The organism is Hahella sp. NBU794 (assembly GCF_050749805.1).
Taxonomy (GTDB): Bacteria; Pseudomonadota; Gammaproteobacteria; order Pseudomonadales; family Oleiphilaceae; genus Hahella.
In genome coordinates this window covers 1737327-1751061 of the sequence record NZ_CP192738.1, presented here as the reverse complement: position 1 = coordinate 1751061, position 13735 = coordinate 1737327, and the positions used below count along the sequence as shown (strand labels likewise).

Annotated in this window: 9 protein-coding genes; 1 reads left to right on the top strand and 8 read right to left on the bottom strand. The window is 52.9% G+C overall.

Annotation, left to right across the window (positions count from 1 at the left end; all coding sequences use genetic code 11):
* Positions 1–108 precede the first annotated feature (108 nt).
* From pheA to ACQYWX_RS07845, 7 genes are all read right to left on the bottom strand, one after another.
* Entirely contained in the window at positions 109–1206 is a 1098-nt protein-coding gene (gene pheA, locus ACQYWX_RS07875) for a prephenate dehydratase (RefSeq protein ID WP_216737292.1), read from the bottom strand.
* 3 nt (positions 1207–1209) lie between these two features.
* Positions 1210–2295, bottom strand: a complete 1086-nt coding sequence (gene serC / locus ACQYWX_RS07870) for a 3-phosphoserine/phosphohydroxythreonine transaminase (RefSeq protein ID WP_431688413.1) — start codon at positions 2293–2295, stop codon at positions 1210–1212.
* Between the two features lie 61 nt (positions 2296–2356).
* A complete protein-coding gene (gene gyrA, locus ACQYWX_RS07865) occupies positions 2357–4996 on the bottom strand; it encodes a DNA gyrase subunit A (protein WP_431688412.1) in 2640 nt (879 codons plus the stop codon).
* A gap of 315 nt (positions 4997–5311) precedes the next feature.
* Positions 5312–5740, bottom strand: a complete 429-nt coding sequence (locus ACQYWX_RS07860; protein WP_216737295.1) for a CBS domain-containing protein — start codon at positions 5738–5740, stop codon at positions 5312–5314.
* 163 nt (positions 5741–5903) lie between these two features.
* Positions 5904–6758 carry a formyltetrahydrofolate deformylase gene (purU, locus tag ACQYWX_RS07855; protein WP_216737296.1) on the bottom strand — a complete coding sequence of 285 codons (855 nt, stop codon included), beginning with the start codon at positions 6756–6758 and terminating at the stop codon, positions 5904–5906.
* Positions 6759–6803: 45 nt separating this feature from the next.
* Positions 6804–7142: a 4a-hydroxytetrahydrobiopterin dehydratase gene (locus tag ACQYWX_RS07850; RefSeq protein ID WP_431688411.1), complete on the bottom strand. Its 339-nt coding sequence runs from the start codon at positions 7140–7142 to the stop codon at positions 6804–6806.
* A gap of 97 nt (positions 7143–7239) precedes the next feature.
* Positions 7240–8763 carry a fumarate hydratase gene (locus ACQYWX_RS07845; RefSeq protein WP_216737297.1) on the bottom strand — a complete coding sequence of 508 codons (1524 nt, stop codon included), beginning with the start codon at positions 8761–8763 and terminating at the stop codon, positions 7240–7242.
* 471 nt (positions 8764–9234) lie between these two features.
* Between ACQYWX_RS07845 and ACQYWX_RS07840 the strand changes: the two genes are divergently transcribed.
* Positions 9235–12405: an Ig-like domain-containing protein gene (locus ACQYWX_RS07840; protein ID WP_431688410.1), complete on the top strand. Its 3171-nt coding sequence runs from the start codon at positions 9235–9237 to the stop codon at positions 12403–12405.
* A gap of 104 nt (positions 12406–12509) precedes the next feature.
* Here ACQYWX_RS07840 and ACQYWX_RS07835 read toward each other — a convergent pair whose 3' ends face one another.
* Positions 12510–13724: an argininosuccinate synthase gene (locus tag ACQYWX_RS07835; RefSeq protein ID WP_127969249.1), complete on the bottom strand. Its 1215-nt coding sequence runs from the start codon at positions 13722–13724 to the stop codon at positions 12510–12512.
* Positions 13725–13735: the final 11 nt, after the last annotated feature.

The following is a 13735-nucleotide window of genomic DNA, read 5'->3' as shown; positions in this document are numbered from 1 at the left end:
TTAATCAGGCGCGCTTGACGGCCATGTCCGTATAAAGAATAAATTGAAACGCCCTCAAGGGCTAAGATACCAAAAAAGCCAACCTACTGAGACCAGCGGAGGGCGCGCCTAAAGCACGCCTTTGGGATACGACCCCAGACATCGCACGTCAAGAGCGTCCCGGGATAACTCCTGAATCGCCACACCAACCTCTGGCAGATCTTTATGGCCGATAAAGTCCACAAAGAAGTGATAGCGACGTGCGCCACTGAGGGCGGGACGCGAATCAATTCTTGTCAGGCTCAGATTTTGACGATGAAACACGCCTAGCATCTTGTACAGAGCGCCCGGCTCATCGCGAATGGTAACCATCAGAGATGTTTTGTCATCCCCACTTGGCGGAGCCGAATTTTTACCAATAATCAAATACCTGGCGATCTGATCAGGATGATCTTCGATATTTTTCGCCAGCACTTTCATACCATACAGTCTGGCGCAGTGCTCACCAGCTACTGCAGCTGCATCCTGACGCTCAGACGCCCGTTTTACAGCGTCCGCATGGCTGGGTACCGCAATACGCTCCACCCCCGGCCACTTTTCATCCAGCCACTGCCGGCACAAAGAAAATGACTGCGCCAAGGAGTAAACAACCTTGATATCAGCGGCATCCACTTGTTCTGGGGCTATCAAGAAGTGGTGAGTGCGCACCTCCACCTCACCGCAGATCAGCAGAGGCGAATTAACAAACACATCCAGAGTGTGGCTGATCACGCCTTCATTGGAGGTTTCCACCGGGACTACGCCGTAATGAGCCGCCCCCGCTTCGACCTCACGAAAAACCTCATCAATAGCGTAATGAGGCAGACAGACACCGGAATGCCCGAAGTGCTTAAGCGCAGCCGCATGAGTAAAGGCGCCCTCAGGCCCCAAAAACGCAATATGCAATGGCGCCTCAAGGGCAAGACAGGCCGACATAACTTCCCGAAACAGCCTGGCCACCTCTTCATCACTCAGCGGCCCCGGGTTATCGTCCATTATTTTCCGTAAAACCTGAGCTTCCCGCTCTGGGCGATAAAAAACGACATCCTGCCCTGTATTGCCGCGCATTTTCACTTCCGCGACATTTTGCGCGCACTTGGCCCGCTCACAAATCAACGCCAGTAGTTGACGGTCAATCTGATCTATTCGTTCGCGCAGCTTGGCGAGTTCGGTCTGCTCAGAGGTCATGAATCAGGCGTTCCTCCCGGCGAAATCTTGCATAAATCCAACCAGCGCATCCACCGCCTCTTCCGGCAATGCGTTATACAAACTGGCGCGCATCCCTCCAACAGAACGATGCCCTTGCAAATTAAGCAAACCAGCCTCTTCTGCTTCTTGTAGAAACTTCTGATCCAGACTGTCGTCTTTCAGGGTAAAAGGCACATTCATCCAAGAGCGGCAAGACAGGTCTATCGGGTTCGCGTAAAACTCGCTGTCGTCTATGTACGAATAGAGCTTGTCAGCTTTGCGGCAGTTAATCGCTTCCATAGCCTGCACCCCCCCTTTTCCTTTCAGCCACTTGAATACCAGGCCAGCCAAGTACCAGGAAAAAGTAGGCGGAGTGTTGACCATGGAGTCATTTTCACTAGCCACTTTATAGTTCAGCATGGTGGGCAGACTGTCGGAAGCATAACCCAGCAAATCTTCTCGCACGATAACCAGCGTCAGGCCAGCGGGCCCAATATTCTTCTGTGCGCCAGCGTATATCACCCCGAAGCGACTGATATCTACAGGACGGGACAATATGGTGGAAGACATATCCGCCACCAAGGGTTTATCACCCACGTCAGGAATATCGAGAAACTCAACGCCGCCAATCGTTTCATTCGGCGTGTAGTGCACATAACCTGCACTTTCACTCAAACGCCACTCACTGCGAGCAGGAATGCGGGAATAGCCATTATCTTTAGCTGACGCGGCAACATTCACCTTAAGGTAGCGCCCCGCTTCAGCAATCGCCTTCTTCGACCAAATACCCGTGTCGATATAATCCGCTTCAGCGCCAAGCTTCAGCAGATTAAGCGGCACTGACGCAAACTGGGTCGCAGCGCCACCCTGCACAAAGAGAACCTTGTAATTGTCAGGCACAGACATCAGTTCGCGAAAGTCACGTTCCGCCTCAACCGCCACAGAGACAAAATCGTCACTGCGATGGCTCATCTCCATAATTGACAGGCCTTTACCCCGCCAATCGAGCAGTTCCGCCTGAGCCTGCAACAACACTTCCGTAGGCAGCGCGGAAGGGCCCGCGCAAAAATTAAACTTTCTTTCAGCCATACAGGCCGCTCTCCGGTATTTGGTCAAATAAACTTCTCAGACAAGCCAACCGAAGCGAAAGTTATTCTTCCGCCTCGGAGCCTTCCTCACCTGATTCGCCAGAGTCCAACTCATCACCACCAATGACTTCAGCGCCTTCACCTTCTTCGCCCTGGAAGTCATTTTCGTCTTCCTCCGGCTCTGCAATCCGCTCTACGCCAACCAAGTCTTCCGATTCAGACAGACGGATCAATCGCACGCCCTGAGTATTTCTTCCGACGATAGAGACTTCGTCCGAACGAGTCCGCACCAATGTTCCCTGGTTACTGATTAACATAAGCTGATCGCCGCTGATTACCTGCACCGCGCTTACCAGGTCGCCATTCCGTTCAGAACACTGGATAGCGATAACACCCTGGCCTCCACGCCCGTATACAGGGAACTCCGACACCGCAGTCCGCTTACCGTAGCCTTTACGACTTGCAGTAAGGATGAATGCATCTTCTTGCGGAATGATAAGGGAAACGACAGTTTGCCCTTCCGCCATACGAATACCTCTAACGCCGCGAGCGGTGCGCCCCATTGGTCGCACGTCGTCTTCATTGAAGCGAATGGCTTTACCGCTGCTGCTGAACAGCATGACGTCTTTCTTACCATCGGTAATGGCTGCGCCGATCAGCATATCGCCTTCATCCAGCGCCAAAGCGATCAAGCCGCTGCTGCGAGGACGCGAGAAGTTCTCTAATGGCGTTTTCTTGACGGTCCCCTGACGGGTGGCCATGAACACATAGTGATCAGCCGCGTATTCACGCACCGGCAACATGGTAGTGATGCGCTCATCTTCCGCCAGCGGCAGAATATTTACGATCGGACGACCACGGGCAGTACGGCTTGCCTGAGGAATTTCATAGGTCTTAAGCCAATACAGTTTACCGTGAGAGGTGAAACACAATATCGTATCGTGAGAGCTGGCGATCAAAAGCTTCTCGACAAAATCTTCGTCGCGAATCGCCGTCGCGGCCTTGCCTTTGCCGCCTCGTTTCTGCGCCTGATACGCTTCCAGCGGCTGAGTCTTCGCGTAGCCTTTGTGAGACAACGTAACCACCATGTCTTCTTCGGCGATCAGGTCAGCAATCGTAAGATCTCGCTTGGAAGCGGTAATTTCCGTTACGCGAGCGTCGCCAAATTCTTCGCGGACAGCTTCCAGTTCTTCACGGATAACCTCCATCAGACGCTCTGGATTCTGCAGAATCTCCAGCAACTCAGCAATTTGCTCGATGATGCTGCGGTACTCGTCGTTAATTTTTTCAATTTCCAGACCAGTCAGCTTTTGCAGACGCAAGTCGAGAATAGATTGCGCCTGCACTTCAGACAGGAAATACAGGCCATCACGCAGACCAAATTCAGGCGCCAAGTCATCAGGACGACAGGCGTCTTCGCCTGCGCGCTCCAGCATGCCTGTCACCGCACCCGGAGACCAGCCTTGCGCCATCAAACGCTCTTTGGCTTCCGCGCCAGTGGAAGAAGCCTTGATAACAGCGATAACCGGGTCGATGTTCGCCAGCGCAACCGCCTGACCTTCCAGGATGTGGCCGCGCTCACGAGCTTTACGCAACTCGTAAATGGTCCGGCGCGTCACCACTTCACGACGGTGACGTACGAAACATTCAATACAGTCTTTCAGGTTCAGCAGCTTGGGCTCGCCATTAATCAAGGCGACCATATTGATGCCGAATACGGTTTCCAATGGCGTAAGGGCGAACAGGTTGTTCATGAGTACGTCCGCGTTTTCGCCGCGACGCAACTCAATAACGACCCTCATCCCTTCCTTACTGGATTCATCACGCAGCTCGGTGATGCCTTCAACCTTTTTCTCTTTGACCAGCTCAGCGATTTTCTCAACCAGCTTGGCCTTGTTAACCTGATAAGGAATCTCAGTAATGACAATCGTTTCCTTACTGGTTTTCTTATCCTGCTCAATTTCATAGCGAGCACGAATATAAATCCGGCCTCGGCCAGTGCGGTACGCCTCCAAAATCCCCGCGCGACCATTAATGATGGCGGCAGTGGGAAAGTCAGGTCCCGGAATAAACTCCATCAGCTCATCGATGGTTATGTCGCTGTTATCCAGGTAAGCGAGGCATCCGTTGACCACTTCGGTCAGGTTATGAGGAGGAATGTTCGTCGCCATCCCTACCGCGATGCCTGAGGACCCATTCACTAGGAGATTGGGCACTTTGGTCGGCAGTACGACGGGAATCTGCTCAGAGCCATCGTAGTTAGGGGCGAAGTCGACCGTTTCTTTATCGAGATCGGCCAGCATTTCATGGGCGATCTTCTCCATACGGATTTCCGTATAACGCATTGCCGCTGCGCTATCGCCGTCGATGGAGCCGAAGTTGCCCTGCCCGTCCACCAGGGTGTATCGCAGCGAGAATGGCTGCGCCATACGCACAATGGTGTCGTATACGGCGGAGTCGCCATGGGGGTGATATTTACCGATGACGTCACCGACCACACGGGCGGATTTCTTATAGGCTTTGTTCCAATCGTTCCCCAACTCGTTCATCGCAAACAAAACGCGGCGATGCACCGGCTTAAGGCCGTCTCGCGCGTCCGGCAAGGCACGGCCTACGATAACGCTCATCGCGTAGTCGAGGTAGGATTGTTTCAGTTCATCTTCAATATTGACGGGAAGTATTTCTTTGGCGAGTTCAGCCATAATATAGCAATAACCTATTCTAGAAAGGATAGTTCGGTTCTTGTTCTACCCACAGTCTGTCCAAACCCTGGTTCGCTCGTCTTGCAGTCGTTGAACCCGGCGGGGAGTCAGTTCAAGCGGCATGTAATCGCACACTCTTTACTCGACCAAGGGCTGCGCCACAAGCGGTCAAGTCTAGCATAGAAGGCGGCGGCAACGAAGTTAATTAGGGCGAGAATAAGATATTTTTTAGGCGCAAAAAACCGCTCCCTCCAGCAACAGGAGAGGCTAGTTGGCGGCGCGCATCAGCCAACGCGCGCCACTCTTTTTAGCGAGTCAGGCCGACTGATGAAACCGCTGGGGGGCGACAAAGTCCGCAACAGCGCGCAGCACATCCTTACGACTGATTTGCCCCACCAACTTCCCCTCCTCCACTACAGGAAAGCGACGCCGACGATCATTAATGAAGCGCTCACTGACAGCAAGAATGTCCTCCTCCGGCCCGACGACATCCACATCCACGGTCATATACTCAGCAACAGTGCCGCCCAGAGATTCGTAGTCGTAATAACTACCACTCAGGATGCTTTTCAGGCAATCCACTTCCGACAACATCCCCACAAGATTCCCCCTACCATCTACGACAGGGGCGCCGGAAATACTGTTTTTAAGGAGTTTATGAATGGCTTCAAACAGTTCTGTTTCAGGGGAAAAGACAACCAAATTGGTGGTCATATAATCGCGCACTTTCACGGATCGCAACATGGGACTCTCCTAAGGCAGGCATTTGCTGATGGTTATTGTTAACCGCCCTGTCAGCGTCTTCCTTTAATTACGCTGATACCTTAAAGATACGCCCATATACCTGAAACGCCAACTCATGAGCCCGGAGCGAACGCCCCGGGTTTGATGTCAGTCAATAATGACCTTATTCAAATACGATGGTCTTGTTCTCATGAACAATCACCCGGTCCTCCAGGTGATAGCGCAAGCCTCGCGCAAGCACTTGCTTCTCTACGTCTTTCCCCAGCCGCACCATGTCTTCAATGGTATCGCTGTGATTCACCCTGATCACATCCTGCTCAATAATTGGACCTTCATCCAGATCCTGAGTGACGTAATGACAGGTTGCGCCGATCAGCTTGACGCCACGCTTGTACGCCTGATGGTACGGACGAGCGCCCGCGAAAGACGGCAGAAAGCTGTGATGGATATTGATGATGCGCCCCGTGTACCTGTCGCAAAGCTCCGGCGGCAAAATCTGCATGTAGCGCGCAAGAACGACGACCTCTGCATCCAGCGCATCCACCAATCGCTCCACCTCAGCGAATGCGACGGACTTGTCATCTGCATCCACCGGCACGTGATAATAGGGAATGTCATGCCACTCCACCATGCGACGCAAGTCATCATGATTGGAGATAACCCCGACAATCTCTCCATCCATCTCTTTCGCATGCCAGCGATGCAGCAAGTCCGCCAGACAGTGAGACTCCTTGCTCGCCATCAGAACAATACGCTTGGGTTGCTGCGAGTCCGCCACATGCCAGCACATCTGGAACTCCCGGGCGATTGGCTCAAACGCTATGCGAAATGAGTTCAGATCAAAAGGGAGCGAGCTCGCTTTTATCTCATTCCTCATATAGAACCAGCCGTTGGTTGGATCCGAGTGATGGCTCGCTTCGGTCAGCCAGCCATTATAAGTAGCCAGAAATGTGGTCACTTTCGCAACAATGCCGACCCGATCAGGACAGGCGATTACCAGTCGATATGTTCTTTCCATTATTTTCCTACCAGCTGTGAGACGCCAGCGGGACGCGACAGACCTCTATGCGTTAAAGACTGCTTCGCACCGCTTAGCCATCGCAAAGTCCAACTCATGCAGACCTTTAATAGTATGACTCCACCAGGTAACCCTGACCTTACCCCACTCGGTCACCAGTTCAGGGTGGTGGTTAATTTCCTCAGCAATAGCGCCAACCTTATTGGTGAACTCTAACGCCAAAGCGAAGTTTTTGAATTTGTAGTTGCGGCTGATCATTTGCACGCCGTTACGCTCTTCCAAACGCCACTCGGGCACCTGACTCAAGTACTTCTCAAGTTTCGCTGGATCCACCTTTTCAGCGTCAGGTCTACAGGCCTCGCAGCTTGGAATTGTATCGCTCATGCTTTTTCTCCTTGTTTTGAATTAAGCGTTTGCCGGAGCGCTCGCCCCAGCGTCGCTGTAGCCTAACTCCACAAGAAAAAGATCGCCAACATTTATCTTAGCCGACTATTTTCACAGCGCTTTCCGCAATGCGCTTACGCCATTCCGCTGGACCAGTTTGATGCACAGACTCGCCATTTACATCCACCGCCACGGTAACCGGCATATCTTTTACTTCGAACTCGTAGATCGCCTCCATTCCCAACTCAGGGAAGGCCACGACATTGGAAGAACGGATTGCTTTAGAAACCAGATAGGCTGCGCCGCCCACAGCCATCAGATAGACAGCCTTATTGTCACGAATCGCTTCAATCGCCACAGGGCCGCGCTCAGCTTTGCCGATCATACCCATAAGACCGGTCTGCTCCAGCATAGTGCGAGTGAACTTATCCATCCGCGTAGATGTAGTTGGCCCGGCAGGCCCAACCACTTCATCGCCCACGGGGTCCACAGGGCCCACGTAATAAATGAAGCGATTTTTCAAATCCACCGGCAAGGATTCGCCGCGTGCGAGCATATCCACCATTTTCTTGTGCGCAGCGTCGCGGCCCGTCAGCATTTTTCCTGACAGAAGCACGGTATCGCCGGGACGCCAGGACGCAATTTCCTCGCGAGTGATCGAATCCATATTCACACGCTTAACGTTGGCTCCGACCTCCCAGGTGATTTCCGGCCACTCATCCAGATTAGGGGGCGTTTGCAGAGAAGGCCCGCTGCCGTCGAGCACGAAATGCGCATGGCGGGTCGCCGCACAGTTGGGAATAATAGCGACGGGCTTATTGGCGGCATGGGTCGGGTAGTCTTTTACCTTAACGTCCAGCACCGTCGTCAAACCACCCAGGCCTTGCGCCCCGATGCCCAACGCATTTACTTTCTCGAAAAGCTCCAGACGCAACTCCTCGCTGCGGTTAGCTGCGCCACGCGCTTGCAAGTCCTGAATGTCGATAGGGTCAAGCAACGCCTCTTTGGCCAATTCCATTGCTTTTTCGGCGGTTCCACCAATACCGATACCCAACATTCCAGGCGGACACCAGCCGGCGCCCATCTTCGGCACCTGCTCCAGCACCCACTCTGCAACAGAATCAGACGGGTTCAGCATGGCGAACTTGGATTTTGCTTCAGAGCCGCCGCCTTTCGCCGCGACGTGCACGTCCACTTTGTCGCCAGGAACGACCTTCATATGAATAATGGCGGGAGTATTGTCTTTCGTGTTTCTGCGCGCGCCATCAGGATCAGCCAAGACGGACGCCCGCAGAATATTGTCAGGGTGCAGGTAGGCGCGACGTACGCCTTCATTTACCATATCCTCGACGCTCATATCCGCATCCCACTGCACATCCATTCCGATGTTCAGGAACACCGTCACGATGCCGGTATCCTGACAGATAGGACGACGCCCTTCCGCGCACATACGGGAGTTGATCAGAATTTGCGCCAGCGCATCTTTAGCGGCGGTGGACTCTTCGCGCTCATAGGCAGCATGAACCGCTTTGATAAAGTCGACGGGATGGTAGTAGGAGATAAACTGCAGCGCGTCGAATACGCTGTCGATGAGATCGTCTTGACGGATCACGGTGGTCATGCACGCACTCTCTTGTTACATGGTTCTTGGAGTAGTCACAGCTTTGGCTGACAGCGACGCCTCCCAAAGGACGCCAAGTGCCCGCCTTATTTGATTTAGGCGGAAATTGTACCTAATTCGCCCCCCAAGTTCAGCCTTAAACTGTTAACGAATACAGCGCCTTTGCAACCGTAGCCCTAAGGACTGGGCCTAATCTATTTTTCCCATTTGTGAATTAGGGAGTCCGCTCATAGAAAAAATGAGCTAAACTCCTGACGATGCATGAGAAAATCACCAAATGCCTGCGCCCTGATGACGCCAACACATCGGGCGAAAGGCTTATTTTATTGTGCGGCGTATGATTTCACGGCTTTCAGGCCGATGAAATCTAACCTATGCTGATAAAACTTTTTTGGCGCAGAACTGGAGCGAATAATTCAGTCACGCCGGGAACATTCTGAAAGCAATAATAAAAGGAAGAAGGTCCTACCTATGTTCAAGAAAACCTTTCTCAGTCTGGCGGTAGCGTCGGCGGTCACTTTATCGGGGTGTGGAGGCAACGGCGGCGGCAATGCTAATGCTGGCGCGCAAAATGAATTTGATGGGGATTTGCCTGACTCATTAGAGGGGCAGTTTGAGGGCAAAATTTGGCCACTATTCAACCCTATCGCAAGCCTGGTCCCCGTTCCCAACGATCTTCTACTTGACCAGACCGCGGCAGACGGCACTTTTTCAGATTCTACAGCCAATCCTGTCCTCGCGGCTTTAGGGTCTTTAAGCGGCGCTTCCACCATCGCTCCCATCGACATATCATTCTCCGGCGAGCTTGATGGCGGCAGTTTAAGCACCGACTCGTTTATTTCTTCCGGCGGAAGCCTGGTCCCCAATCCTAATCAAAACGTTTTCTTACTTGAGCTGGCCTATGCCAGCGGGGAACCGATTCAGGGCTTAACCATTTCTGAACCGCCGACTATACCTTTAGCAGCCGGAGCACTATTGGCGTCCGCTGAAAGCGACCCCGCTACCGCAGCCGCTATTCTTGGCGCCGCAATAGCGGATGCGCCAGCCATCAAAGCCTCTGTCATCGAGCTATCTGGCGCCAGCACTTTAAGAATTCAACCGACCAAACCCCTCAAGCCCAAGACCCGCTATTTAGTCATAGTCACCAACGAAGTTGAGGACGCCACAGGGCAAGCCATATCTATGGATCCCAACTATTACCTGTTAACCGGTAGCGGCAATCTGCCCTCTTCCCAGCTTGAGCCTGTGCGCACCATTATTAACAGCTTCTGGGAGCCTGTTGCGGAAACTTACTTCACACTGAATAACACGACGCGCTCCGCTCTGAGCATGAACCCGCTTTCTGTCAACAATATAGCGCTAACCTACTCTTTCACCACCTCTGGGGACGAGAAGGTAATGGAGTACATAGCTAACCCTGCGGAGTGGTTTAACGACCAATTAACAGGCTTTATTCGCATCAGCGCCGCCAAAGCAGTGATAACGGCAGGTACAAGCGTAGATAGCGATTCAGATGTAGACTACTCTGACATAAAAATTGCTGCAGACGCGGCGGTTACTGCATTCCCAACCACCGCACAAAAGGCGGCTTTCAGCCCTATTTTCAGCGCAGCTCCACCATTTGGTTGTGACGGCCTCACAGGCGCCACAGCGATAGGTTGCGCAGCTACAGCATTAACCTCCAGCTTTTCCGCACTTTTACCTACCCCAAAAGCGCGCACAGTGACGAATAGCGGCTCCAGCACACCGGTAAATCTGGTTTCCGCATTAACCAGCTCTTTACTGGACAACACCAATGGCATCACACCAATGGTGTCACAAGGAACCATTGGTGTACCGTATTATCTGGGCGTTCCATCCGACTCCGACGGATCGACAATTCAGTCCAGCACATGGACGGCAAACAAAGCATTGGCGGACGCTCTAAATACAGCCTTTAGCTCCGCAGGATTGGCATTACCGCAAGGGGATACCACCACTCGTGACGCAACCTCTTCCGTGGTCAACTACGTCTTCCCATTTCCACAGCAGACTGACGCAGACACCACCACTAGCGGAGTTGATGCATTATCCATCCCTTGGTTAGCGATTTATCCAAACAACACCACTGACTGCCCGCCTCCGCTGAAAACCGTGATATTCCAACACGGTATTACCACAGATCGGAGCGCAGCATTGTCAATCGGAACAGCTTTGGCTGAAAAGTGTTTCGCCACGATCGCGATTGATCAAGTCGTACATGGCGTAGCCCCCGCTTCGACTGCGAAAAAGCTTGGCCTGGCTGCAACGCTCTTGGCTGCAGGCCAAGAGAGCGGACTACCAGCATCACTCGCCCCAAATGACACAAATAACCAAGCAGTAGTGGATGGCCAGCTTAATCTTGGTTTCGTGATGGCGGCCGCCTCTGTCGATGCGGCGACAGCTCAAACGATCATTAACAGCGTTTTAGCTGGCGGCTCAAGCGGAGATGCGAGCCTTAACGCAGCCATTCTAGCGCTGGCCTCATTTGAGAACACTGTCGCCAACGCCGGCAGCACCATCCCTGGCATCGCCCACACGGATAACGAACGTCACTTCGATTACACCGCCAACGCAGCGCAACAAGCGATAGCAATGAACTTTGACCCTGCCAGCGCCTCGGGCTCGTCCGGCAGTCTGTTTATCAACTTGACTGGCTTTATCAATAGCCGCGACAAGAATCGCCAAGGCGTTATCGACCTGCTAAACCTGAGACAGACCATCAGCTCGATTGACCTGGATGGAGACGGCACAGATTTCAATGCAGGCGATCTGGATAACAACAATGTGTTCTTTATGGGTCACTCATTAGGGACACTTATTGGCACGCCGTTTGTCGCCGTCGCCAACAGCACGCCAATGGACAACATTAAAGCCGCAGCGTTATTAACCCCGGCCTCAGGCATTGTACGCATGCTGGAGAATTCGCCATCATTCGCACCCACCATTATTGGCGGCTTGTCCGCAGCCGGAATCGCCCAGGGAACTACCAGTTATGAAACTTTCCTGGGAGTATTTCAGGCTGCGCTGGACGCCGTTGACCCTATCAGCTTCGCTGACAACTTGAATACGTCGGTTAACTATAGCGGGAATTACCAAACTTCCGCTGACGATACAGGCGTATTGATGATTGAATTGGCGGGACGCCCTGACGTGAACGGCAACGCGCAAGCTGGCTACATTAGCGATCAAACCAATGTTATTGAGACGGAAACCACCCAGCTGACAACCAGCTTTGGAACCCCTTATCCAGACTTGTTATCCGGCGTGGACAAACTGGCCGAGCAAATGGGCGCCACTAATACGCTTGACGCTGCAGCGCCCTCAGGCTCGCCTGACACATTAATCAGCCGCCTCAGCTATGGTTCTCATGCTATGTACGTACTGCCGATCGTCTCATCGTCGGAGTCCTCGTCTTACCCAGACGTAGCCGCAGAAACTGCGCGCCGCCAAGCATCATTTGCTGAAGGCGTAACGGAATCCATCGCATTCTTCACGCTGGGCGGTGAAATCTCATCCGCTGCTGTAGACACCACCGCAGCATTGGCGGGTGAAACGACCGGCCTGGAGACAGAGGCGAACTATCAAGCCAGAACCAACAAACAGTTAAACCTTAGCAACTAAGGCAAGCAACAAAGAAAGCGCCCTCCGTTGCGAGGAGGGCTGCTGGACAGACATAAAAAAACCGCCATTCAGGCGGTTTTTTTTATTTTGGACCGAGTCCGGCGCTATTTCATGCTACGGCCTTTATCGGCGGCAATGCGCATGCGCAACGCATTCAGCTTGATAAAGCCCTCGGCGTCGCGTTGATTGTATACGCCGCCGTCATCTTCAAAAGTGGCGATACGGTCGTCGAACAGGCTATCTTCAGACTTACGTCCCGCGACAACCACGTTGCCTTTGTAGAGCTTAACCCGCACCACGCCATTGACATGCTGCTGTGACTCGTCGATCAATTTCTGCAGAGCAAGACGCTCTGGCGACCACCAGTAACCGTTGTAAATCAGCTCAGCATATTTGGGCATCAGACTGTCTTTCAGGTGAGCCAACTCTTTATCCAGAGTAATGGACTCAATGGCGCGGTGCGCGCGCAGCATGATGGTTCCCCCTGGCGTTTCATAGCAGCCGCGGGACTTCATCCCCACATAGCGGTTCTCAACGATATCGAGACGTCCCACTCCGTTAGCGCCGCCAATCTTGTTTAGCTTCTCGATGACTTCGTGCGGCGCCAAGGCTTCGCCGTCGATGGCGACGATATCGCCATTTTTATAAGTCAGTTCCAGATAGGTCGCCTGATCCGGCGCCGCCTCAGGAGATACGGACCAGCGCCACATATCTTCTTCCGCTTCCGCCCAAGGATCTTCCAGAATGCCGCCCTCATAAGAAATGTGCAGCAGGTTGGCGTCCATGGAATAAGGAGATTTGCCCTTCTTCTTTTCCACCGCAATGTCATGAGTATCGCAATAGGTCAGCAGCTTTTCTCTTGAGGTCAGATCCCACTCACGCCAGGGCGCGATCACTTTAATGCCTGGCTTCAACGCATAAGCGCCCAGCTCAAAGCGCACTTGATCATTCCCTTTTCCGGTGGCGCCATGAGAAATAGCGTCAGCGCCAGTCTCGTTGGCGATCTCCACCAAACGCTTGGCGATCAAGGGGCGCGCGATAGAAGTGCCCAGCAGATACTCGCCTTCATAAATAGTGTTGGCGCGGAACATTGGAAAAACAAAGTCACGTGCGAATTCTTCGCGCAGGTCTTCAATGAAGATCTGTTTGACGCCAAGCTTTTCCGCTTTGGCGCGAGCCGGCTCAACCTCTTCACCCTGACCGATATCAGCAGTAAAGGTCACCACTTCACAGTTATAGTTTTCTTGCAGCCACTTAACGATTACCGAGGTGTCCAACCCGCCCGAGTAGGCGAGCACGACTTTGTTGACCTTAGACATGACGATGCTCC

Coding starts and splice junctions, on each gene's coding strand:
- ACQYWX_RS07840 (WP_431688410.1), top strand. CDS start 9,235: ATGTTCAAGAAAACCTTTCTCAGTCTGGCGGTAGCGTCGGCGGTCACT.
- ACQYWX_RS07835 (WP_127969249.1), bottom strand. CDS start 13,724: ATGTCTAAGGTCAACAAAGTCGTGCTCGCCTACTCGGGCGGGTTGGAC.
- purU (WP_216737296.1), bottom strand. CDS start 6,758: ATGGAAAGAACATATCGACTGGTAATCGCCTGTCCTGATCGGGTCGGC.
- ACQYWX_RS07845 (WP_216737297.1), bottom strand. CDS start 8,763: ATGACCACCGTGATCCGTCAAGACGATCTCATCGACAGCGTATTCGAC.
- ACQYWX_RS07850 (WP_431688411.1), bottom strand. CDS start 7,142: ATGAGCGATACAATTCCAAGCTGCGAGGCCTGTAGACCTGACGCTGAA.
- pheA (WP_216737292.1), bottom strand. CDS start 1,206: ATGACCTCTGAGCAGACCGAACTCGCCAAGCTGCGCGAACGAATAGAT.
- ACQYWX_RS07860 (WP_216737295.1), bottom strand. CDS start 5,740: ATGTTGCGATCCGTGAAAGTGCGCGATTATATGACCACCAATTTGGTT.
- serC (WP_431688413.1), bottom strand. CDS start 2,295: ATGGCTGAAAGAAAGTTTAATTTTTGCGCGGGCCCTTCCGCGCTGCCT.
- gyrA (WP_431688412.1), bottom strand. CDS start 4,996: ATGGCTGAACTCGCCAAAGAAATACTTCCCGTCAATATTGAAGATGAA.